Here is a 22,387-nt window from a genome sequence, read left to right as displayed (position 1 = left end):
TCAGTGCAGGCGCAGCACTTCGTCGACGCCGCGCCATTCGCTCGGCCCGATCAGCCCGCGGTGGGCGACGCGGATCGAATGGATGCTGGCTTCGATCTCGCGGCGCCAATGATCCAGGAACCGCTTCAGCTCCGGGAAGGCCGGGGCCAGATCATAAAGCTGCCAACTGAACTGCTGCAGCAGGCCGGGATGATCGGGCCGCCAGTACGCGATCTCGACGGTGGCAAGGCTGTAGCCACGCAATTGCCGTTCCAGGTCCGTCATGCGTCCTCCTTTGTTGACAGACGCATGATTTTCCAGCACTGCCCCCGCCGTCAACGGGGTAAATGACGGAAATATAACAGGTTTTTGTCAGCAGCCAATGCGGCTGAGTGCTAGGCGCCGGCCCAGTGCTGCAGGCCATCATCGCCAACGCTGACCGTGCCGGGCAAGCCGATGGGCGAGGCCTCCAGGCTGAGGAACGCCGCGAGGCCCGCCGCATCCGCGACATCCAGCTTGCCGAAGACCCGCGCATGCTCCGGCGTCCGCCCGACCACGCTGCCGTGGCTGGGCTGGCCGTCGCGGCCAAACACGATGCTGAAGCTTTCGACGCGCGCCGGCCCGGCATAGCCGCCATCGAAGCGCGGCACGTCACCGCGTGCATCTTCGGCTGCATCCTGCACATCGCGATTCAACATCAACCAGGCCGCGTCGGCCGGCCGGCAGCCGATCACCAGCGCGTGATGCTTGGTCACATAGCCACCCTGGCCGTACAGCAGCGCCTGATCGGCCGGTGCGTCCCGCAAGGACCGCACCATCGCGCAGGTCGAATGCAACATGTAGCAATTGAGCCCGGCCCCCGCGAACGACAGGCCGCCCATCACCGATAGCGGCACGTCGGCCCCCAGCCCCAGCGTGCGCCGCGCCATCTTCGGCACGGTCGGGAAACAGGAATAAAGCTCGACCCGATCAAAGCCCTTCGGCGCAATCTGCATCGCCTGGCCGAGCACGGCATTTTGCGCGACCGATTGCACATAGGAATCACGCTTGAGGAAATCCATCGGCTCGCCCGCCGATGCACCGCCATGGATATGGATGATGCGGTGCTCGGGAATGCCAGCGCTGCGCGCTGCCGCCAGCGTGGTCATCAAAACAGCGGCGGCGGCGTTGACATTATTGTTGGCAACCATGCGCTTGGTATAGGGCCAGCAGATCATGCGATTGTCGTCGGACACCGCCGTGATCTCGTCTGCACTGTACGCCGTACGCCCCCAGGCGTTGGGGTTGGCCGCTGCCGCCGCGCTGATCCGTTGATAGGCTGCACCGCTTTCCGCCAGCGCCCGTGCTGGGGTCAGCCCCCAGGCCGCGACCGTGGCATTTTCATAGAGCGGGTAGATGTGGATAGGCTGGAAAATGCCGTGGCTCATGCCCAGCGGCGTCACATGTTCCGATGGAATGATCGGGTTTTCCGGCTTTGGCGCCGGCGGCGTCCACGGCAATTGCACGCCAGCCGCCTTGGCCTTGGCGACGGCATTTTGCGCTTCGCCGCCTGTCACCACCGCGACCATCGAATCGCCATTCATGATGCGCAGTGCAGATTCGTGGATTTTCGTTGTCGGGGTCTCACCGCCCACCACGGCATAGACGGCACGCGGCGGCGTGATGCCCAATCGCTCGGCGAGCCGTGCCGCCACCCGATCATAGCGCCACGACACCAGGTTGATCACATCCACACTGTCGATGCGGCCCAGGAACCCGCCGCCGGCATCGGCATCGGCCGCGCGCACCGCCGCCGCCATCAACGCCAGCGGTTCCAGCGCCGCCGCCGGATCGCCCGGCCGATCAAGCACCTCGCCAACGCCGATGATGACAGGTGTACGATCGGCTGGCAGCGACATTGGATATTCCCCTTTGGTCCTTGGTCATCTGATACAGGCCCCATCGCCCGCCGGGAAGCACTCGCGCCACCGCCATCCCCCTGCTAGATTGATTGGGTGACCGCGACTGCACCTTCCCCCGATTGGACCATCCCGCAGGATTGGGAACATTTCACCGCCACTGATCACCGCGTGTGGGATGATCTGTTCGATCGGCAAACGCGCCTGCTGCCCGGACGGGTGGCGCCGGAATTTCTGGAAGGGCTGCAATTGCTCGACATGACCAGGCCCGGCGTGCCGGATTTTGCCCGGCTGAACGATCAGCTAATGGCGCTGACCGGCTGGCAGGTGGTGGCGGTGCCCGGCCTGGTGCCCGATGCGGTGTTCTTCGATCATCTCGCCAACCGGCGTTTTCCGGCCGGCAATTTCATCCGCCGCCCCGATCAGCTCGATTATCTGCAGGAACCGGACGTGTTCCATGATGTGTTCGGCCATGTGCCGTTGCTCGCGCATCCGGCCTTTGCCGATTACATGCAGGCCTATGGCCGCGGCGGGCTGCGCGCGCTGGAATATGATGCCATTGCCCGGCTGTCGCGGCTGTACTGGTACACGGTGGAGTTCGGCCTGATCAGGTCAGGGGATGGCCTGGCGATTTATGGCGCCGGCATCGTTTCCAGCCACGGCGAGACCTTGTTTGCACAAGGCAGCCCCAGCCCAAACCGGCTCGGCTGGCAACTGGAGCGCGTGCTGAGAACGCCCTACCGGATCGACGATTACCAGCAGGCCTATTTCGTGATCGACAGTTTCGACGACCTACTGCGCGTCACGCTGGAAACGGATTTTGGCCCGCTTTATCGGCGGCTGGCTGGCAGCGTGGATATCCCCATCGCTGCCATCCTGCCGGACGACAGGGTTTTCACCCGCGGCGACCAGAGCCACGTGGTCGAGACTGTTTAACGCAGCTTTCCGCGCGTCATCAGATTGACGATGCCGAGCAGGACCGACGCACCGACGATCGCCACCAGCAGGCCGGTCAGCGAGAAGCTCTGCACCGAACCGGCAATCCCGATCTTATTGAGGATCACGTTTCCGATCACCGAGCCGACACAGCCGACCACGACGTTCAGGAACAGCCCCATGCTGCTGTCCCGGTTCATGAATTTGCTTGCCAGCCAGCCGGCGATGCCACCCACGATGATTGCAATGATCCAGCCCATGGTCAGCCTCCCCCGCGCCGGGCGCTAGGGCCGAGCATATTTGACAATGGTCAAGTGGCAAATACTGGCCTGACACCAGCCGTCATGGCAGAACGCCGCCATGATCAACGTCGGCCCCACTTCGCACAGCTTCATCTCACAGCGGCTGCGGCTGCATTATTGCGATTGGGGCAATCCGGACGCCCCGCCGCTGCTGCTGCTGCACGGGGGCCGCGATCATGCCCGCAGCTGGGATTGGGTGGCGCGCGATCTGCAGCGCGATTGGCACATCATCGCGCCTGATCTGCGCGGCCATGGCGACAGCGCCTGGGCGCCCGATGGCGATTATCAAACCCATTCCTATGTCTATGATCTGGCGCAGCTTGTGCACCAACTGAAACTGGCGCCGGTGACGATCGTCGCCCACTCGATGGGCGGCAATATCGCGCTGCGTTACGCCGGCCTGTATCCGGAAAACGTCAAGAAACTGGTCGCCATCGAAGGCCTGGGCCCCAGCCCCAAGATGCTCGCCGAACGGATGAAGACGGATTTCGCCCAGCGCCAGCGCGACTGGATCGATGCCAAGCGCGCTGCGGCTGCCCGCCAGCCCAAACGCTATGCCACGCTGGAGGATGCCTTTGCCCGGATGCACCAGGAAAATGCCTTTCTGTCCGAAGAACAGGCCCGCCACCTGACCATCCATGGTACCCACCGCAACGAGGACGGGAGCTATAGCTGGAAATTCGACAATTATCTGCACCTGCCCTGGGCGCACGACACGCACCCCGATCAGGTCGCCGAGCTGTGGCGCCGCATCACCTGCCCGACGCTGCTGATGTATGGTGAGAAAAGTTGGGCCTCCAACCCCGAATCGGATGGCCGCATTGCGCATTTCCAGAATGCCCGCGTGGTCAATTTTGCCGATGCCGGCCACTGGCTGCACCACGACCAGTTCGACCGTTTCATGGCGGAGCTGCGCGGGTTCCTCTAAACGCCCCAGGCGGCCATGACCACGCCCGCTGCTGCCTGCACCTCGGCTTCGCCTTCGGCCATGTCATCCGCGCCGACCACCAGCATCACGACAAGAGCGTCATGTCCCCACCGCCCGCACGCTGACGCGCTGAATCTTCAATCCCTGCATGTCTTCGATCTTGAGCAGGAAGCCGTCGCGCTGCTGGGTGGCACCAGCTTTGGGCAAGGTGCCGTCGACGGCCAGAAACAGGCCGGCAACGGTCATCACGTCGGGTTCCGCGAAATCCATGCCATGGTCCTCGGCCAGCTCCGCCAGGGTCACTTCACCATCCAGCAACAGGCTTCCGTCGGGCAAGGTCCGGATCCAGTCGGCAGCGCCGGCGCTGTCATCGTCGATCAGATCCTCGATGATGTCGTCCATGGTCACGAAGCCCAGCGTGCCGCCGAATTCGTTGACGACCAGGGCGGCGTGAACGCGCTGCTTCTTGAACAGCGCCAGCAGCTCGCTTGCCGACGTGGTGGCGGCGACGCGCGCGAGCGGCCGCACCATCGCCCGCAACGACGTCAGCGCGCCGGCATGATGGGCGCGAATGAAATCCTTCACGTGCAGCACGCCCAGCACCATATCGAGGGTCCCGTCAAACACGGGGTACCGCGTCTGCTGGCGGCTGCTGATGATGGCGCCGATATCGGCCAGCGGGGTATCGGCATCGATTGCGACCAGCCTGGCGCGCGATGTCATCAATTCTTCGGCCGTGCGGTCTTCCATTTCAAAGATATTGTCGATCAGCGCGCGCTGCGCCTCACCAAGCTGGCCGCTGACCGCGACCTCTTCCGTCGCAATCGCCAGTTCTTCCGAAGTATAGAGCAGCGAGCTCTTGCCCGGATCGGGGATGCCCAGCATCCGCATCAGCGTGAAGGCCAGCCAGTTGAGCACGATCACCATCGGCCGGAATATGAACCCAAAGGCCCGCATTGCCGGGTTGACGGCAATGCTGACCGCCTCGGGCAATTGCAACGCCAGCGCCTTGGGGATCATTTCCCCGAACACCACGTGAAGATAGGTGATGAAACCAAGGGCCAGCACGAAGCCGACGGCGTGAGACTGATCAACATCCAGGCCCAAACGCGCCAGCGTGGGATAGAGCCATGCCGCGACCGCTGGTTCGCCGTACATGCCCAGCCCGATCGAGGCGAGCGTGATGCCGAGCTGGGCGATGGCAATATAGGCATCCTTGCCCATCGGCTTGTCGAACACGCTCACCAGCCAGCGCGCGACCGGGTTGCCATCCTTCGCGATCGTCTCCAGCCGGCTGCGCCGCGAACTGACCAGGGCAAATTCGGCCGCCACGAACACGCCGTTGATGACGATCAGGATCAGGATGATGGCGATGGGCAGCAGATACTGGCTCATGGCTGCGGTTCCATCGGCGCAGCGTCATCGCGGATGACCAGCACGCGGCGGACGGCATGTCGGTCCATCTGCTCGACCTTCAGCGTCAGGCCGGTGCCGGGCACGCCAAACATGTCGTCGACCTGGGGCAGGCGACCAAGCATGTGCCAGACGAGGCCGCCGATGGTGTCCGCCATCTCGTCTGGCAGCATGATGTCATAACGATCAGCCAGGGTAGCCAGGGCAACATCGCCGCGCACGCTGGCCGTGGCGCCGTGTTCGACCACCAGGTCTTCCTCGTTGTCGAATTCGTCCTGCACCTCGCCGAAGATTTCCTCCAGCGCGTCCTCCAGCGTGACCAGGCCGGCAACGCTGCCATATTCGTTGATGACAATCGCGCTGCGACGGCCCGATGTGCGCAGCAGGCTCCACAGCTTGGGCACGCTCATGAACTCGGCCACGATCAGCGGCTCGCGCATGATCGCCCCAACGCGCGTTGCCGGATCGCGCTGGGCAGCAGCAAACAGCGAACGCAGATGGACGATGCCGATTATATCCTCGGCATTGGCGCCGGAAACAGGAAAGCGCGAATAGGGCGAAGCGGCGCCGATGCCGATCGCGGTCGTCACATCATCCTGGGCCGAAATCGTGACCATGCGGACCCGCGGCGTCATGATTTCCCGCACCCGCTTGTCATCAACGCCCAGCGCACCAGCCAGCATGTCGCGTTCATCGGCATCGATCAGGCCGCCGGCCGCACTTTCGCGATACAAGCCCTCCAGCTCCTCGGCGGAATGGACGTGCAGATGGCCCTGTTCGGTGTTGAGGCGCAAGGCGCGCATGATGGTGAAGGCGGAGCCGTTGAAGATCAGGATCAACGGCTTGAACAGCAGCAGGCTGATCCGCATCGGCATGAGGGTGGCCATCGACAGGCGCTCCGGGTAGCGCAGCGCGATGGTCTTGGGCAGCAGTTCACCCAGCACGACCTGAAGCACGGTGACCGCCAGCAGGATGATGACGACAGCCGCAGCCGGGCCGCCCACATTGCCGAGCGCGGGCGTCAGCAACGGCGTGAGGCTCGCCTGGCCATAGGCGCCGGCGACAAGACTGCTGACGGTGATGCCGACCTGACAGCCGGCGACATAATTATCGAGCCTGGTCCGATCCTGCAGGATCGCCAGCAGTCGCCTGGCGGCGCCATTGCCCGTCTCGGCCGCTTGCTGCACCCGCGACTTGCGGGCGCTGACGGTTGCAAACTCCGCAGCGACATACAGCGCATTGGCCGCAACCATCCCGAGAATGACAACGACAGGAAGGAGGGCGTCCAAACGAACTACCAATCAGGAACAACGGATATTGCCGCCATTACCGGCTCACGCGTCGAAGCGCAAACCGGGCGCGGGCCAAACATGGCCCAGGCCCCAGGTTGCGCGGTGGCAAGCCAGGTTGGCGCCGTGCACGGTGAAAACGGGCGCTGTTGGCAAGGGTCGGCCGTTCCGCTTCGGGTCAGGGCCGTTTGGTCGAGCCTTGTTGAAATTGGCCTATCAACCTAGTCTATCGCCAGACGACCTTTCTTGACCCACCAAAGGGGGACATGACGGCTGAGGCTCCCCGCGCAACGACCGTGTTCGTCAGCTATTCGCGTGACGATCGCAAACGTGTGTTGCCGGTCATCCAGTTGCTGGAGGCTGCCGGCTATGCCGTGTGGTGGGATGGGCTGCTCGCTGGCGGGGAACGTTATGCCAACACCACTGCCCATGCGCTGGACACTGCCTGCGCCGTGGTGGTGCTGTGGTCCAAAGCCAGCGTCGCATCGCACTGGGTGCACGATGAAGCCACCGTCGGCCGCGATCGCCGCTGCCTGGTGCCATTGAGCCTGGATGGGGTGGAGCCGCCGCTGGGGTTTCGGCAGTTCCAGGTGATCGACATCAGCCGCGCCCGCATCCGCCGCGGCGATGACGCGTTTGAAGCGCTGCTGCGCGCGGTGGCCGCGCTGCATGCGGTGCCGAAGGCCTCTGGCGTGGCGCCGGCGCCAACCGCCGCACCGGTCGCTGTACCGGCGCAACCCAATCGCCGGCTGATATTGATCGGCGGCGCGGCTGTGGCCGTGGCGGTGGCTGGTGGCGGTGCCTGGCTGTGGCGCCAGCGGGGTGGCATGCCTGACGCCGCACCGGCCGGCACCGCCAGCGTCGCAGTGCTGCCGTTCGCCAATCTGAGCAATGATCCGCAGCAGGCCTATTTTTCGGAGGGGCTGGCGGCCGAAGTCCGTGCCGAGCTGGCGCGCAATCCCAGGCTGCTGGTCGCGGCCCAGGCATCGTCCAACCGCTTTCGCACCCGCAGCGAGGATGCCCGCACCATGGCCGGGCAATTGGGGGTGGCCTATCTGCTGGATGGCAGCGTGCGGCGCGCAGGCGACATGCTGCGCATTGCCGCCGAACTGATCGATGGCAGCAGCGGCTTCAGCCAATGGACCGAACAGTTCGAACGCCCGATCGCCGATGTGTTTGCCGTGCAGGATGAAATCGCCGCGGCGGTGGCCACCGCATTGAATGCCAGATTGGGCGGCGCTGCAGTGGGCAGTGCGGCGCGGCCGATCGGCGGCACCAGCGATGTGGCCGCTTATGACGCCTTTCTGCGCGGCCGCGAATTGTTTGCGCTGGGCCGCGATGAAGCCAGCGATCGCGGCGCGCTGGCGCAATTTGATGCGGCGTTGCAGCGCGATCCCGGCTATGGCGCGGCCCACGCCGCCCGGTCGCGTGCGCTGGCGGTAATCGGCAATCAATATGCCCAGGCCGCTGAGCGCAGCGGGCTCTATGCCGATGCGGTCGCGGCGGCCACCCGGGCGGTCAGCTTGTCGCCGGAACTGGCCGATGCCCATTCGGCGCTGGGCTTTGCGCTGTTCAACGGCCGGCTCGATGCGCGCGCCGCGCGCGGGCCTTATGATCGTTCGGCCGAACTGGGGGTCGGTGATGCCGATGTCCTCAGCCGATTTGCGCTGTTCTGCGCGCGGGTGGGCCGGTTTGCCGATGCGCGCCGCGCCATTGCCCGCGCGACCACGCTCGATCCGTTGAATGCCCGTGCCTACCGGCTGACCGGCGAGGTCGAATATGCGGCGCGCAATTTCGACGGTGCGATTGCCCCCATCAAGAAGGCGCTCAGCCTGTCGCCGCGCATGGCCGTGGCGCATGCGGCGCTCGGCTTTGCCCGGCTGGGGCTGCAGGATCTGGCCGCGGCCGAAGCCGAATTTGTCGCCGAGCCCAGCACGCTGTTCGGGCTGGCCGGTCTCGCCATCGTCCGCCACCGCCTGGGCAAGCAGGCGCAAGCGCAGGCGGCGTTCGACCAATTGGTGGCCGACCATGGCGATGCTGGCCTGTATCAGCAGGCGCAGGTGCTGGCGCAATGGAATGACGAACCGCGCGCGCTCGCCGCCCTGCAACGCGCCCGCGCCACCGGCGATGCCGGGCTGGTTTATCTGCGCAACGATCCGATGGTCGATGGCCTGCGCCAGAAGCCGGAATTTTCGGAATTGCTATTCAGCCTCGGAATGGCCTAGCCTTGGGGCAACCGCGAAAGGTCTTTTCCATGCGCATTGCCGTTCTGCTTGTTGCCACTGCCCTGCTGCTGCCTGGCTGCAAGAAATTCGTCGGCCAGGCCAACCCGGAACCGGCAGAGTCCGCCGCCGCCGATGCCGGTGTGGCACCATCCGGCGTCACCCCGGGCGAAGCCGCTGACGCCATGGCCGGCAACGAAGGCAGCACCGACAGCGGCGACAGGGGCAATGGTGACAGGGGCAACGGTGACCGTGCGCGTGGCAATGGTGACCGCGCAGGCAATGGCGATCGCGGTAACGGCGATCGCTGATGCGCCTCAGCGCTGGCAGTTCAGCGCCGGTCGACGGCTGCCGGGCCTGGCACGGCACCTGGCATTCATGCCGGGCCGCGATGCTGCCATCACCGTGCTGATCCAGCCGCGATAGGTTTCGACCCGCGTATACAGCGCCGGCACGCCGGGCCGGCCGCAGCCTGATCCGGTGCTGACCAGCCCGACCAGCACGCCCTGACGCGTCAACGGTCCGCCGCTGTCACCCTGGCAGCTATCCTGGCCACTGGTGTCACCCGCCACGCACAGCACACCGTCCCACACGGTGCGCGCCATGCTGGGCACGGCCCGGCACCGCGCCGCATCGGCCAGGTTGAGCCGGCCTTCCAGCAACAGCGGTGTGCCGCGCAGCGGCTTCCCATCGATATCGCGCGCCGCGCCATCGTCATTCTCGCCGGTCATGCCCCAGCCGGTCACCTTCAGCAGGTCGCTCGCTGCCAACGGCCGCATCGCCGCAGCCGGCAGCCGTATCGGCTTGGTATAATCAAGTAGCGCTGTGTCGGTATGGGCGTCGGCAACCAGATGGATCAGCGCGATATCGTGGCGCTTGTCCCCGGTGCGGCGGTAATCGGCGTGGATGATCACCCGATCAATGGCCATTTCGGTGGCCGAAGGCAGATAATTATTGCCGAGCCGCACCCGTCGGCTGGCCAGGGGCCGCAACTGATCGCCACGGTCGACAAAACAATGCGCCGCCGTGATGGCCCAGTCCGGTGCGATCAACGCGCCGCCACACAGATGGTCACGCTCATGCGGGCTCATGTCGTCATAGAATTTCTTGTCCGGGCTGCTCGCCGGCAGCGCCCGATCCGCGGCGAGCTGCTCGGGCGGGATCGGCACAGTGGTGAAGATCTGGACCTGCCACGGCGCACTGCCCGCCGCAGCGGCGGTGCCGCGCACCACGCGATAGCCTTCGCGCTCGGTCGCGGGCATCGGCGGCGCCGCGTCGGGGGCAGGTGGTGATGGTGCATCCGGCAGCATCGACGACCCCGCCGGATCAGGGCCAGCCGGTGCCGGCTCCGGCACCGGCTGAACCACCAGCAGCAACCCGGCCAGCACCAGGCGCATCATGGCACCACCTCCACGTTGACCACCGCGGCTGACCAGTTGTTGACCCGGCCGAAGCGGCCGGCCCGCGCGCCATCGGCGCCCAGACAAAAGGCACGGGCCACGGCGCTCAGGCAGGCCGTCGCATCCACCACATCGGTGGCAGATTGTTCGAGCACCCCGGCCGGCAGCGGCGCATCGCTGGACAGCGCCACAAAGCGCAGCGGGCCGGCTTCGTCGGGCACGATATCCTGCCCCGCCGGCATCGGCAGCGCCTGGCCGGCGGCCAGTGGCGGCTCGATGGCGCCGAAGCCCGGCAGCACCAGCGTCACCTCATATTTCTGGCCCACGGCAAACACATAGGTGTGACGCGGCGCATCGGCCTCGTTGATCACCGAGAGCAGCGCCGGCTGCTCCAGCTTCAGCGTGCGCCGGCCCGGCGGCACCGGACAATAGGCTGGATCGAAGCTGGCGCGATCCCCGTTCAGCACACACAGGCCCACGCCCGGCCGCACCACGGCCAGCTCCAACACTTCTAGCCACGCCTCCACCCGCGCGATCTTCTCCAGCGCGCTCGCCAGCCGCACGCCGAAATCCGGCGCGTCAGCAGCGGGCAGGGGCGCCAGCACCATATTGCCGCGCCGCAGCGCCATGCCGTCGCCGGTGGCCGTCAGGGAAAACGGCCCCTGCGCAGTCACCGCCACAAAGCCCAGCCGCTGCACCGCGGCCAGCGCCGCCGGATCGCTCACCGCCAGCCCCAGTTTCAGCGCGCCAAAGCCATGGCTTTCCTCGCGGGCCACCATCCGACCGGGCAAGCTGGCGGGCAATGGCCCATCGGGCGCCAGCAATGCCATTCCCGACGCCACTTGCGCCACCCGCGCGCGCAGCAACGGCGCATCCCCGCCGGCCCGCACCGCTGCCGTAGTACCCGCATAGAGCGCAAAGCGTGACCCCGTTGTGATGCCCACCAGCGCGCCGCCGGTCATCAGCAACTGGCCGCCATCCACCACCACATCCAAGGTCGGCACCCGGATTTCCGGGCTGTCCAGCGCCGCGCGCAAAGCGCCTTCGGCATGCGGCACCTGGCGGCCACCCGTTGCCTGCGTCACCTCCGCCACCACCCGTGCCGCGATATCGGCAAAGCTGGCGCGCGGCATTGCTTGCAGTGCTGCGGCAAGCGCGGTGGTGAACACGCCGGCGCGCGCGCCGACACTGCCGACTTCCTTGGCGTCCTGGCCATCGCCGGCCGCGCCCAGATGCACGCGATAGGCACCATAGGCGCCATATTGCGCCGGCGCCGCAATCGGGCGCAGGCCGCTTACCCGCAGATCCGGCGCGGTACGGCTGGCAGACCGGCCATCGCGGCTGGCGGTGCCCGAATTGCAACTGTCGAACCAGGTCACCACGCGTATTCCCTTGGCGGTGGCCCGGTCGATCACCCCGCGCACTTCATGATCGACGATATCGGCATTGGCCACCGCGCCGGGCTGGCGGGCATCGGCGGCCATCAACGTGCTGTTGTAGCGGCTGGCCTGATCCAGCGCGACATCATCGATGAAGCGCGATCCATGGCCGGCGAAATACAGGATCAGCGTGTCACCGGGCTGCGAGGCCGCGATCGCGCTGGCCCAGGCCTGCAGGATCGCCGCCTTGGTGGCGCAGCGGTCGGTCAGCGTGATCGATGCCGCATTGCCCGATCGGCACTGGCCAGGGGTGGGCACATCGAGCGCGAAGCCATAAGCCTGTGCCAATGCCGTCTTGATGCGCAGCGTGTCGCCGACCGCGCCCGACAAGTCGTCAAAACCCGCGTTCGCTACCCCGGCGTTTCGCGAAAACTGATATTTGTCGATGCCCACGAACACCGCACGCACGGCCGCCTGTGCCGCCACCGGCATCGTCAGCGCTGCCAATGTCAGCAGCCACCTCACGGCTGCCCCCGCAGCACCACCGGCGACGGCGCCGGGTTGAAATCGAACAGGCTGGGCTCCTGCACGCGCGGTGGCGGCGTGTTTGGCGTTCGCATCACCAGCCGCACGCCGCGCTGCGCCATCGGCCCGCCGCCGCGCCGCACCTCCTCGTTCAACGAGGGCAGCCGGGCGACGGCGTAGCGCAGCCATTCATCCAGCCGCACCCGGCCATCGCGGTTCAGATCGGCCGGGCCACCCGTCGGAGTCAGCCCTTCGCCCAGCGCCGCGGTCAGCAGCCCCTGGCGTAGCGAGGCGCTTTCCAGCGCGACGTCATCGGCTTGGGTGGCGGCCAGGATGCGCAGGCCCTTGTCATAGGCCAGTTGTCCCAGGCCGGGGTCGCCCATCGGACCGGGCTTGAAATCCGGTGTGTCGACCGCGGCGCCGGAATGACAGGCATCGATGATGAAGGCGATTTCCTGCGCCTTGATGGCGCGCAGCCACATGGTGAGATCGTTGGCCGAAATCACGCTGCTGCCCGCAGGCGCTGCGGCCATCGCCGGCCATTGCACATCGGATGGCAGCAGCGCGAAATTGCCGGCGGCATCGGCATGGCCATGGCCGGAAAAGCTGATGATGACGATATCGTCGGGCGTGGCATTGTCCAGCGCGCTGCCGTCATGCCCGTTTCGGGCCAGTTTTTCCTGATCCGGCCCCGGCGGGAACCCGGCCAAGATGCCGAGTGCCGCGTCAATATCGGCGCGCGTCACCTTCACCATCCGGCCATCCGCCAGCCGCCTGGTCACCAGGCTGGTACGTCGCATCTCATAGCCGGGGATTGCAGACAGGCGTTCACCGATCACCCCGGCATCGGCCACCGCAAAGTTCAGCGCCAGTCGCGGCTCGATATAATCATCGACACCGATGGTCAGCACGAAGGCGCGGCGTGGGCGCGGCGCCATCGCTGGCGGGGTCCAGCGGGTGCGTACCGTATCGCTTTTCACCCGGTCGCTGTTGAAGGCATAGGCCTCAAATTCGATCGGCTTGCCGTCGCTGGGCACTTGCACCTGCTGCGTCCAGCGCAGCGTTGCCCCGTCGCGGACCGCATCGATGACATTGCCGGCCCGCCAATCGGGGAGCGAATTGGCGGTTGCGGCGTAGGGGACATCGGGATTGCGCGCCACTTCGCGGTTGTTCATCAGCAATTTGGCGCCAAACGCACCCGAACGCTGCCCGTTGGCAGCGGTGAATTCGGTCACTTCCAGGCCCACATCGGCCAAGCCTGGCCCGGCGCTGGTGATGCCGGTGATGCGCATCGCCGGCAGCAGGAAATTCAGCCCAGCAATCGGCGGCACCGGCCGCAGCACCTGCGCACAATTGCCGGCGCTGTTGCAGTCCATCATCTTGCGGATCAATTGCGGCTCGAAATAATCGCGCATGAAGGTCTGCGGTGCCAGGCTCAGGAAGGGCGCGTTGGGGATGAACCAACGGAAATTCTCCGCCTCCGGGCCCAGATTGGTGTCATAACGGCCATCCCGTGCCACCGTGACATGATGCTGATCCGGCAAGAAGGTTGTCGTCATCAGGAACTGGCCGGTGCGCGCGTTCCAATATTGCAGTTGCCCGGTCAACGACACGCTCCACAGCACCGGCCGACCGGGCATGAAGCCTACCGCCACGGCGCCTGGAAACTCCACTGGCGACAGGGTCTTGCCGGTCAGCAGATCAATGCGCACAATGCGCTCCTCCACCGAACCGGCCACCAGCAACTGGCGGCCATCACTGGTCACGCTGCTGGGAAACGCCGATATCGCATCGAAATCGCGCAACGCCGGCCCGCCATCGGCAGTGGCCGGCGCATCGGGCGTCCACTCGCTGACCTGGGCATCGCCCATCAGCCAGACCTTGCGGCCGTCGCTGGAAAATTCGGCCATGGTCATCGAGAATTTCTCGCCGAGCACGAATGCCGGCCCCACGTCGCCGTTGCGGGCGTCGACAATGCTCACCACCACATCACCATCGTCCAGCCGCGTCGCCACCAGCAACCGGTCGCCGCGCGGGCTGGCGGCAATTGCCCGCACATGGGCGCCTTTTGGCACCACATAGCCGGGCAGCGCCTGCCAGCGCCCGTTCACCAGCCGCGCCAGCGCCGTATCCGTCCCCACCCCGGAACGGCAATTGGCCAGGCCGGACCCCACCAGACTGCCATCGGGCAGCGGCACCACGAAACAGCGCGGCGGGTGGCTGGCCACAACGGCGCCAGTGGCGGCATCGACCCGGCGCAACGGTGATGGCGTGCCCGGCGCAGCACTGTCACGCGGATCATCATTGGCATCCTGCGACATGGCCAGATACTGCCCGCCATTCAGCCAGCGGATCTTGTCATACGCCCCGTCCAGTTGCACCTGCGCAGCAAAACGGCCCACACTGGTGTCAAACAGGTCGATCCGGGTCGTGGCAATGCCGGTCTCCACGCTGATCTTGCCCAGCAAGATCATGGCCAGCCGCCGACCATCGGGTGACATGGCGGCATCATCCACGCCAACGATTTCGGTGGTCACCGCCAGCGCGCGCGGGCGGCCATCGCTGCCCTGCAAGGCAAAGGCCGGCGCGGTGCGCAGCATCTGCCAGCGACCATCCGGCGATGGGGGCAGCGCCGGGAGCTGATTGAGAGCCTCGGCGCGGCTCATGTCGCCGCCGCCCTCATAAATCACCTCCAGCGCCGACAGCCGCCGCCGCAGATGGCTTTCCCAAGTGTCGCCTGCCCGCATCGGCGCAAGGGCCGGCGGCGGCGCGATGCTGATGCGCCGGCTGGCGACATCTACCAGATAGGCCCGGCCGCCACGCAGATTGGCGCTGCGCAGATCCATCACTTCGCCTTCGATGCGCAGCGTGCGGCCGTCGGCTTGCAGCACCATGCGATGCAATTGCATCAGTTCGGTGGGGGACACATTCTCGCTTGGCAACCGCAGCCGATCGATGATCAGGCCGCGTGCCACATCCCACACCAGCAATTCGCGCGCGAAACCCGAAGCCGTGAAGATAAAGCGGCTGTCTGCCGACCACGCGGCGACATCAATGCCCCCCGATTGCAGCGCCTGCACCACGATCTTGGGCGTGACAGCCTGAGCGGTGGGCGGCCGGGCCGGCTGCTGGACCGGCTGCGACAGCGCCATCGCGGCACCCATCAGCATCACCGCCATTCCGATCACGTGGGTGATACGCACTGGCTTCCTCCGCAGGGTAAACTGTTGCAGGGCGCGACCCCCGCTGTCAACGCATCTGCATGCCGACCCAAATTGACTGTTGTCTTTGGGCACAAAGCCCGGAATGTGGCGGCGATGGCCGCCGATCCTGCTTCTGATGCGCAAGCACCGCCGCTGCCGGTCCCGGTGCTGTCGCTGGCCATCACCGGCCACCGCACCAGCAATGCCGATTTTGCCGGCCAGCAGGATCGTATCGCTTCGGTAATCGCCAGTATTTTCGCCACGGTATCAGCCTGTTCAGCCACCGCCCCGGTGCGCCTGCACAGCCTGCTGGCCGATGGCGCCGATCAACTTGCGGCAACGTTAGCACTGGCGCGGGGCTGGGCGCTGGTGGCGCCGCTGCCCTTTGGTCGCGGGCTCAACCGGGCGATCAATGCCCACCCGACAACGGCGGCCGATGCTCAGTTACTGATGGGCGGGCAGCAACCCGTCGATCCGCAGGTCGCCGCCAGCGCCGCCGCGATCGATGCGCTCTATGATCGGGCCCACCTGTTCGAACTGGCCGATGCCGATGATGGCATTGCCGAAAAATTCCTGGCCATGCTGTCGGCACCCGGCGATGTGGTCGTGGCCCAGCGTTATACCGCCGCCACGTCACGCCGCGTTGCCCTGGCCGGCCGCGTGATGATCGAGCAGGCCGATATCCTGCTGGCGGTGTGGGATGGCGCCGCCCGCGATGCACCGGGTGGCACCGGCCATACGCTGGCTGCGGCTCTGGCGGTTGGCGTTGCAGTGGTGCTGATCGACGCCAGAAACCCCGAAGCCTGGCACATGCTGGACGCCGTGGAGGCGCTGGAACAGCCCGGCGATATCGCGGGGCGGGACGCACAATTGGCGGCGGCCGTGCACGGCGCCCTTGCCGCGACCGGCCATGCCGCAACCGCGCTGGCCAGCACCGCCTGGCGATCGCGCAGCAACCCGATATTCCATGCCTATCGCCGCATCGAGGCGGTGTTTGGCGGCAACGGCCGGCCGTGGCGCAATCTGACGCTGGTGCACGAACCGCCGCAGGCGATCGCCACCGGCAGCGGCGCGCCCTTGTTGGCGGCCATTGCGGCGCTGCCGGGCGCCGATCCGGCTTGGCCGAACCGGATTGGGGCGGCCGTGCTGGCGCGCTTTGCCTGGGCCGATGGCATCTCGACCCGCTATTCCGATCAATATCGCGGCGGCATGGTCACCAATTTCGTGGCGTCGTTGACGGCGATTCTTGCCGGCGTCACCTATCTGCCGCTGTCGGTGCCCGAATCGAAATGGGCGTTCGCGCTGGCAGAGTTTCTGCTGCTCGGGTTCATCGTGCTGCTCACTGCGCGGGGGCATCGTGGCCATTGGCATGATCGCTGGTTCGAAACACGCCGCGCCGCCGAATATCTGCGCCATGCGCCGTTTTCGCTGGTCCTGGGCGTCGGCCGGCCACGCGGGCGCTGGCCGCGCGGCCCCGGCGCCGATTGGCCGGAACATCACGCCCGCCATGCCCTGCGCGAGATCGGCCTGCCGCAAGTCGCCATTACCCGGCCCTGGCTGCGCGCCGCCCTGGCCGGTCTGCTGCTGCCGCATCTGGCTGGCCAGCGCGATTATCACCAGGTCAAGGCACAGCGGCTGGCGCATGTTCATCATCGCCTCGATGCGGCCTCTGAAACTGCTTTCAAACTGGCGCTGGCTTCGGTCGCCATCTGGCTGCTGTTGTGGACTGGCGGCGCCATGGGCCTGATCGCGCCAGTGCTGGCTGAAAAACTGGCCAAGCTGTTCACTTATCTGGGCATCATGTTCCCGTCTATCGGTGGTGCTTTTGCCGGCATCCGCTATTTCGGCGATTTCGATCGTTTTGCCGCCATCTCGCGCGTGTCGGCCGAAAAGCTGGACGCCCTGCACCGCCGCGCCAGCCTGCTGCTTGCCACGCCCGAAGCCACGCTCGATTACGGCAATGTCGCTGATCTTGCCCATGCTGCCGACGATGTCGTGGTGTCGGAAATCGAAAGCTGGCAAGCCGTGTTCGCCGGCAAGCATTTCGCGGTTCCCGTTTAGTGCGGTTTCCGCGGGAGATTTTGGCGCCCTTGGGGCGCTGATATCAAATATGTTCCAATGAAACCTGCTGCTTGTCTTCGTCTGCCGCGATTCCAGACTCCTTGCGCATTCCCGGCAGTCAGGCGCCGGCACGGATCAGATTGCGCTGTTGCCCAAGATCGATCGCACCATCCGGGGTGCGAATGCTGGCCGTGATCACCTGTCCGTCCCGCAAATAGCGGGGCTGCTGCAACTGGCCTTTCATGAACGCCTTGAACCGGCGTGCCGGGGACAGAAATCCCGCCAGCGCCTGCACAAAAGCCGATGGCGGGTGCAGCGCCACACCGCCGGGCGTGCCGGTGGCGATCAGGTCCCCGGCCTGCAAATCCATGATCCGGCTGAGTTCGGCCAATGTTGCGGCCGGTTTGAAGATCATGTCACCGGCGGGGCTGCGCTGCCGCTCAGCGCCGTCCACCGCCAGCACAAGCTCCAGTTCACGCCAGCGCGCCAGTTCCGCCGGCGTGGGCAGCACCAGCCACGGGCCGGTGGGGCCGAACGTGCGATAGCTTTTGGATTTGTGGAACTGCATGTGGCTGATTTGCACGCAGCGCGCGGTGATATCGTTCACGATCACCAGAGCGCCGATCCAGTCGGCCAGATTGGCCTCGGTGATGGCCTGTGCACGGTCAAAGCCGCGTTTCAGCACCAGCCCAAGCTCGATTTCGTAATCCAGCAGCTTCACATGCTTGGGGCGGATGATGTCGGCATCGGCCGGCACGATGCAGGATGAGGCCTTGGTGAAGATCACATTGTTGACGATCGCCGCCGGATCGCCGCCCACTTCCCGCACATGGCTGGCATAGTTGGTGGCCTGGCAGACGAATTGCGCATCCTGCGTAACCGGGCTGAGCACGCGGTCGGCCACCACCAATTCGCCGCTTGTCTGCGCGGCCGCCGCATCATCGGGGCCGCCGCTTTCGAAAAAGCTGCGCGTGGTCGGATAATCGCCTGACAGACGGCGCAAGCCGGCGGGGCTGTCCACCGCCCACAGGATGCGGCCGGCGCTTTCGATGCGGGCAATGTTCAGAGCCATGGCTATTTCCTCATTTTGCCCAGGGGCGTGAAGGTGCGCTGATCGCCGCGAGCAGCCGGCGCAGGCGGGCGACGTCCAGTTCGGGGCTGGCGCGCAGGTTGCGGATGGCGGTGAAGATCAAGGCTGGGGTCAGCTTGGGCTTTTCGAAATCGCCCGGCACCGGCGGCCCCCATTGATAGAGGCTGCTGCTGGTCAGCCGGCTGTAGCCGGTCGGCACATCGGCCGAGAGCAGATCGCCATCGGCATAATGTTCCAGCTTGTCGCCAACCGGATCACGCCAATAATCAAAGATCTGGCTGCCCAGCACATGGCGGCCCACGCCCCAGGCATGGCGCCAGCCCTTGGCCAGCAGCCATTCCTGCCCCAGCGCGACATCATCGATATCGATGACTTCAAAGGCGGCATGGCTGAAGCCATTGGCAACATTCTGCGCCACCACCACCGTGTGATGATCGGCCGGATCGTCGCCGCGATCACAGCGCATGAAGCTGAGCGCCGGATCATCGGCGCTGAGGCACTGCACATCCGACGGGATCAGGCCGAACGTGTCGATGTACCAGCGCGCAGTGGCGAAGAAATTCACCGCGCCGATCACGCAGTGGCCGGGGCGCAGCACCGTGGCCGCCTGCAACGGCGCCCGTGCCAGCGCATTGACGCGCTCCAGCCGCGCCGGCGTGTTGGCCGGTGTCGGCGCACGCACGGGATCGTGTGCGATATTCGCCTGCCCATGCACGGCCCACACCTGGAAGCCGGCGGGATCCGTCAGCCGCACGTGGCGGCCACCGCCAGGCAGATCGAGTGGTTCGATGGCCGACGCGCCGGGCAACCGGGCGAGCGCGGCCAGATCATCGGCATCGCGTACCCGCAGCGCCAGGCCGACAAAGCCGGGCTGGCGAGCCTGCCAGGTGACATGCGCCGGACCCAGCCCGCGCGCCGCGCGCATCACCAGCCGGTCCGGCCGACGTTCGGCACGCTTCAGGCCGAAATCGACCAGAAACCGCTCCATCACATCAAGATCGGGCCGGTTGAACATCACGAACGCCAGATCCTGCGCCTTCACCACCGGGTTGGCGGCGCGGGCCAGGCGTGGGTCGGCAGCAGGATCGGTCATGGCAGTTTCTCCGGCACGAAGGGCAAGGGCGCTGCCCAACCAGCCAAGGCGGGGCGCGGCGGCATCGGGCGTCAGCACATCGGCGATGAAGCGATCGGGCCGCACGATGGCGATGCGGCCGGCGCCGACCTGTTTCACCAGCGCCGGATGATCGGCCTGCACAAACCGCGCACCCAGTTGCGCCAGCAGCGCGCGATCTTCGGCGTGCAAGCCTGCGGCGGGATCGACGCCGACCCCCAGCGCCGCCCAGCCAGCGCCGATCAGTTCATCCAGCAGCACATCGTCGATCGGCGGCTGCACCAGCATATGGCCGGCGGCCTTTGCCGTGCCACGGATGGCGCCATCGACAAGGCGCGGACGCGGCAGCAGGCCGCCGCCATCCACATGATCCTTGTGCCCCGGCACCATGTTCATCGTTGTCAGCGACAGATCGCGCAAGGTGGCACGCCAGCGTGCAGTCGGCATGATGGTGTTGCCCAATTTGATGGCGAGATCGGTCATCGCCTGCACATGTGGGCGGCGTTCGGTTTCATAACTGTCGAGCAGCGCATCACCGGCCAGCCCGCGGCGCACCAGATCGAGCTTCCACGCCAGATTCTGCGCATCGCGCAGCCCGCCATTCAGGCCCTGGCCGGCAAACGGCGGGTTCACATGGGCCGCGTCCCCGGCGAGCAGCACGCGGCGCTCCCGAAAGCGATCGGCATAGCGGGCGTGGAAGGTGTAGACCGTCGCGCGCTCGATCACCGATCGGTCATGGGGCGCATAGCCGGCGATCAACCGGCGCACGCTTTCCTCGCGCTCCAGATCGGCGCTGGTTTCGCCGGGCATCTGCAGGAACTCCCAGCGGCGCCGGCCACGTGACACCGGCAGGGTCAGGGCCGGGCGGGCCGGATCGCAGAAGAACTGCATCTCGCGCACGCCATAGCCTTCATCGATACAGTCCACGACCAGCCATTTTTCGGCAAAGGTCGCGCCGCCAAAGCCGATGCCCGCCGCATCGCGCACGAAGCTCTGTCCGCCGTCGCAGCCGATCACATAACCCGCTTCGGCCAGATGGCGCTCACCGTCGGCCGTCGTGAAGGCAACGCGCACGCCGTCCGCATCCTGGGACAAGCCCGTCACCGCCGCGCCCATGCGCACATCAACATCATCAAAGCGGGCGAGGCCGGCGCGCAGCACAGCCTCCATCTCCGGCTGATAGAAACTGCCGAGCTGGCTGTGGCCATAAGGCCGTTCAAACCGCGACATGCGCATCAACTCACGCCCTGCGCCGTTGAAATAGGCGACCGGCACATCCAGCTCCAGCGTCGGCGCCCATTGATCGAGCAAACCGATCTTCTGGAACAGCCGCAGCGTTTCGGCGTCATAGGCGATGGCGCGCGGCACGGTGTAGGGCTCCGTGCGGCGTTCCAACACCAGCACGCGCGCGCCCGAAAGGCCCAGCAGATTGGCCAGCATCAGGCCGACCGGACCGGCACCGACAATGATGGCGAAGGGACGGGTCATGGTCTCAACCCTTCAGCTGGTCGAAGCGGACGGGGCTGCCATCCAGCGGGATGGTGATCAGCATGCCGTCCTCGCCGATGGTGACGCCCTCCGGCCGTTCGGCACTGACCCCGCGCAGCCACGGCGTTTTCAGGAAACCGAACACCAGTGGCGGCGCGACATGGGTGTACACCAGCTCCCGCACGCCAGCTTGGTTGGCCATGCGTGCCGCCTCGACCGGGTTGATATGGTATCGGCTGGTATCCCGCAGCACGCCGGCCAGAGTCGTCTGGCCGGCGGCATCGGCTTCGGCCGCAAGGATGTTCTGTAGATGATGGGCCTGGGCTTCGCTCACCAGCACATCGGCCTTGCTGGCGGCGCGGGTCAGCCCGGCGTTCAGCACCGTGTCCCCGGTGATGACGACCGAACGGCCCTTGTAATCGAACCGATAAGAAAAGGCCGGTGCCACCGGGCGGTGATCGGTCTCGATCGCGGTCACCACGATCCCGCCCTGATTATAAACGATCTGCGTGCGCCCCGACGGCGCATCACCGGGCGTCACGAAATCGGCCGGGTGGGCAGTCATCACCCCAGCCGCGAGCGGCAGCCGGCCAGTGCCCTCGCCATGGTGCGCGTTGCGATACTGGCGATCAAAGCTGTAGGCGGCGTTAAAGCCAGCCACCACCGTCTCAAGCCCGGCCGGGCCGTATACATCCAGCGGCCGCATGCGCCCCTGCGCCCAGCCCTGCATGTTGAGCTCACCCAGCTCGCCGATGTGATCGCTGTGAAAATGCGTCAGGAATGCCGCTTCCACCCGCGGCGTAGGCACCCGCCACAAGGCCAGATTTTCCGCGGCTTCCGGCCCGATGTCGACGATGAACAGGCGTCCGCCGGCCACCACCAGCGTGCAGGCCTTGGCTGCCTGTGGCCGCGGCAACGGGCTGGAGGTGCCGCACAACAGCACGCGCAGCGCATCATCAGTCAACGGCAATTGGCTCTGCCGCGCCAGTTGCCGCCGGGCACCGGCCGCGAACACCCCGTCCTGCACCGCGTGTGAGAATTGAAACGCCAAGCCCGCTGCCAGCGCCAGGCCGCCGCCAGCCAAAGCCAACCATCCTGCTGCGCGCTTCATTCGATTCCCCAATTTCTGACCAACTGGTCAAGTTGTCGCCTGTTTTGACCAT

General features: G+C 66.1%; 16 protein-coding genes. 5 read left to right on the top strand and 11 right to left on the bottom strand.

Annotation, left to right across the window (positions count from 1 at the left end):
* Both ACTIEZ_RS13510 and ACTIEZ_RS13505 read right to left on the bottom strand, forming a co-directional pair.
* Positions 1 to 264, bottom strand: a complete 264-nt coding sequence (locus ACTIEZ_RS13510; RefSeq protein WP_439547209.1) for an usg protein — start codon at positions 262 to 264, stop codon at positions 1 to 3.
* Positions 265 to 374: 110 nt separating this feature from the next.
* Positions 375 to 1,877, bottom strand: a complete 1,503-nt coding sequence (locus tag ACTIEZ_RS13505; RefSeq protein ID WP_439547208.1) for an acetyl-CoA acetyltransferase — start codon at positions 1,875 to 1,877, stop codon at positions 375 to 377.
* A 96-nt stretch (positions 1,878 to 1,973) separates the two neighbouring features.
* Here ACTIEZ_RS13505 and phhA point away from each other — a divergent pair, with 96 nt between their 5' ends.
* On the top strand, positions 1,974 to 2,813 hold the full coding sequence (phhA, locus tag ACTIEZ_RS13500; protein WP_439547207.1) for a phenylalanine 4-monooxygenase: 840 nt from the start codon (positions 1,974 to 1,976) through the stop codon (positions 2,811 to 2,813).
* Here phhA and ACTIEZ_RS13495 read toward each other — a convergent pair.
* The gene (locus ACTIEZ_RS13495) at positions 2,810 to 3,073 is read right to left on the bottom strand and encodes a GlsB/YeaQ/YmgE family stress response membrane protein (protein WP_439547206.1); all 264 of its coding nucleotides are present in this window, start codon (positions 3,071 to 3,073) and stop codon (positions 2,810 to 2,812) included. The genes phhA and ACTIEZ_RS13495 overlap by 4 nt on opposite strands.
* Positions 3,074 to 3,173: 100 nt before the next feature.
* Between ACTIEZ_RS13495 and ACTIEZ_RS13490 the strand changes: the two genes are divergently transcribed.
* On the top strand, positions 3,174 to 4,043 hold the full coding sequence (locus ACTIEZ_RS13490) for an alpha/beta fold hydrolase (protein ID WP_439547205.1): 870 nt from the start codon (positions 3,174 to 3,176) through the stop codon (positions 4,041 to 4,043).
* A 99-nt stretch (positions 4,044 to 4,142) separates the two neighbouring features.
* Here the strand turns inward: ACTIEZ_RS13490 and ACTIEZ_RS13485 are convergent, their stop codons facing one another.
* Both ACTIEZ_RS13485 and ACTIEZ_RS13480 read right to left on the bottom strand, forming a co-directional pair.
* Positions 4,143 to 5,438 (bottom strand): hemolysin family protein, encoded by a 1,296-nt coding sequence (locus tag ACTIEZ_RS13485; protein ID WP_439547204.1) that lies wholly within the window; start codon positions 5,436 to 5,438, stop codon positions 4,143 to 4,145.
* Positions 5,435 to 6,709, bottom strand: a complete 1,275-nt coding sequence (locus ACTIEZ_RS13480; RefSeq protein WP_439547203.1) for a hemolysin family protein — start codon at positions 6,707 to 6,709, stop codon at positions 5,435 to 5,437. Before ACTIEZ_RS13480 ends, ACTIEZ_RS13485 begins: the two co-directional genes overlap by 4 nt.
* A gap of 302 nt (positions 6,710 to 7,011) precedes the next feature.
* Here ACTIEZ_RS13480 and ACTIEZ_RS13475 point away from each other — a divergent pair, with 302 nt between their 5' ends.
* Both ACTIEZ_RS13475 and ACTIEZ_RS13470 read left to right on the top strand, forming a co-directional pair.
* A complete protein-coding gene (locus tag ACTIEZ_RS13475; protein ID WP_439547202.1) occupies positions 7,012 to 8,970 on the top strand; it encodes a TIR domain-containing protein in 1,959 nt (652 codons plus the stop codon).
* Between the two features lie 29 nt (positions 8,971 to 8,999).
* Positions 9,000 to 9,278 (top strand): hypothetical protein, encoded by a 279-nt coding sequence (locus ACTIEZ_RS13470; protein ID WP_439547201.1) that lies wholly within the window; start codon positions 9,000 to 9,002, stop codon positions 9,276 to 9,278.
* A 6-nt stretch (positions 9,279 to 9,284) separates the two neighbouring features.
* Here ACTIEZ_RS13470 and ACTIEZ_RS13465 read toward each other — a convergent pair whose 3' ends face one another.
* The 3 genes from ACTIEZ_RS13465 to ACTIEZ_RS13455 are packed head-to-tail and all read right to left on the bottom strand — an operon-like array spanning position 9,285 to position 15,474.
* Positions 9,285 to 10,367, bottom strand: coding sequence for a serine protease (locus ACTIEZ_RS13465; protein WP_439547200.1), 1,083 nt, complete (start codon positions 10,365 to 10,367; stop codon positions 9,285 to 9,287).
* Positions 10,364 to 12,271, bottom strand: a complete 1,908-nt coding sequence (locus tag ACTIEZ_RS13460; protein ID WP_439547199.1) for a caspase family protein — start codon at positions 12,269 to 12,271, stop codon at positions 10,364 to 10,366. Before ACTIEZ_RS13460 ends, ACTIEZ_RS13465 begins: the two co-directional genes overlap by 4 nt.
* On the bottom strand, positions 12,268 to 15,474 hold the full coding sequence (locus ACTIEZ_RS13455; RefSeq protein ID WP_439547198.1) for a caspase family protein: 3,207 nt from the start codon (positions 15,472 to 15,474) through the stop codon (positions 12,268 to 12,270). The genes ACTIEZ_RS13460 and ACTIEZ_RS13455 overlap by 4 nt, the downstream gene beginning before the upstream one ends.
* 114 nt (positions 15,475 to 15,588) lie before the next feature.
* On the opposite strand from ACTIEZ_RS13455, the gene ACTIEZ_RS13450 reads away from it, so the two are divergent.
* Positions 15,589 to 17,535: a hypothetical protein gene (locus tag ACTIEZ_RS13450; protein ID WP_439547197.1), complete on the top strand. Its 1,947-nt coding sequence runs from the start codon at positions 15,589 to 15,591 to the stop codon at positions 17,533 to 17,535.
* Positions 17,536 to 17,653: 118 nt separating this feature from the next.
* On the opposite strand, the gene ACTIEZ_RS13445 is transcribed toward ACTIEZ_RS13450, so the two are convergent.
* The 3 genes from ACTIEZ_RS13445 to ACTIEZ_RS13435 are packed head-to-tail and all read right to left on the bottom strand — an operon-like array spanning position 17,654 to position 22,335.
* The gene (locus ACTIEZ_RS13445) at positions 17,654 to 18,607 is read right to left on the bottom strand and encodes a fumarylacetoacetate hydrolase family protein (protein ID WP_439547196.1); all 954 of its coding nucleotides are present in this window, start codon (positions 18,605 to 18,607) and stop codon (positions 17,654 to 17,656) included.
* A gap of 10 nt (positions 18,608 to 18,617) precedes the next feature.
* Positions 18,618 to 21,224 carry a bifunctional 3-(3-hydroxy-phenyl)propionate/3-hydroxycinnamic acid hydroxylase gene (locus ACTIEZ_RS13440; protein ID WP_439547195.1) on the bottom strand — a complete coding sequence of 869 codons (2,607 nt, stop codon included), beginning with the start codon at positions 21,222 to 21,224 and terminating at the stop codon, positions 18,618 to 18,620.
* Between the two features lie 4 nt (positions 21,225 to 21,228).
* Entirely contained in the window at positions 21,229 to 22,335 is a 1,107-nt protein-coding gene (locus ACTIEZ_RS13435; RefSeq protein ID WP_439547194.1) for an MBL fold metallo-hydrolase, read from the bottom strand.
* Positions 22,336 to 22,387: the final 52 nt, after the last annotated feature.

It is taken from the genome of Sandarakinorhabdus sp., from assembly GCF_051860625.1.
In the GTDB taxonomy this organism is placed as follows: domain Bacteria; phylum Pseudomonadota; class Alphaproteobacteria; order Sphingomonadales; family Sphingomonadaceae; genus Sandarakinorhabdus.
This window is presented reverse-complemented; position numbering and strand designations above follow the sequence as displayed.

What these genes read in the sequence shown, in the direction of transcription:
- ACTIEZ_RS13510 (WP_439547209.1), bottom strand. Translation starts at nt 264, where the DNA reads ATGACGGACCTGGAACGGCAATTGCGTGGCTACAGCCTTGCCACCGTC.
- ACTIEZ_RS13505 (WP_439547208.1), bottom strand. Translation starts at nt 1,877, where the DNA reads ATGTCGCTGCCAGCCGATCGTACACCTGTCATCATCGGCGTTGGCGAG.
- ACTIEZ_RS13495 (WP_439547206.1), bottom strand. Translation starts at nt 3,073, where the DNA reads ATGGGCTGGATCATTGCAATCATCGTGGGTGGCATCGCCGGCTGGCTG.
- ACTIEZ_RS13490 (WP_439547205.1), top strand. Translation starts at nt 3,174, where the DNA reads ATGATCAACGTCGGCCCCACTTCGCACAGCTTCATCTCACAGCGGCTG.
- ACTIEZ_RS13485 (WP_439547204.1), bottom strand. Translation starts at nt 5,438, where the DNA reads ATGAGCCAGTATCTGCTGCCCATCGCCATCATCCTGATCCTGATCGTC.
- ACTIEZ_RS13480 (WP_439547203.1), bottom strand. Translation starts at nt 6,709, where the DNA reads ATGGTTGCGGCCAATGCGCTGTATGTCGCTGCGGAGTTTGCAACCGTC.
- ACTIEZ_RS13475 (WP_439547202.1), top strand. Translation starts at nt 7,012, where the DNA reads ATGACGGCTGAGGCTCCCCGCGCAACGACCGTGTTCGTCAGCTATTCG.
- ACTIEZ_RS13470 (WP_439547201.1), top strand. Translation starts at nt 9,000, where the DNA reads ATGCGCATTGCCGTTCTGCTTGTTGCCACTGCCCTGCTGCTGCCTGGC.
- ACTIEZ_RS13465 (WP_439547200.1), bottom strand. Translation starts at nt 10,367, where the DNA reads ATGATGCGCCTGGTGCTGGCCGGGTTGCTGCTGGTGGTTCAGCCGGTG.
- ACTIEZ_RS13450 (WP_439547197.1), top strand. Translation starts at nt 15,589, where the DNA reads ATGGCCGCCGATCCTGCTTCTGATGCGCAAGCACCGCCGCTGCCGGTC.
- ACTIEZ_RS13445 (WP_439547196.1), bottom strand. Translation starts at nt 18,607, where the DNA reads ATGGCTCTGAACATTGCCCGCATCGAAAGCGCCGGCCGCATCCTGTGG.
- ACTIEZ_RS13440 (WP_439547195.1), bottom strand. Translation starts at nt 21,224, where the DNA reads ATGACCCGTCCCTTCGCCATCATTGTCGGTGCCGGTCCGGTCGGCCTG.
- ACTIEZ_RS13435 (WP_439547194.1), bottom strand. Translation starts at nt 22,335, where the DNA reads ATGAAGCGCGCAGCAGGATGGTTGGCTTTGGCTGGCGGCGGCCTGGCG.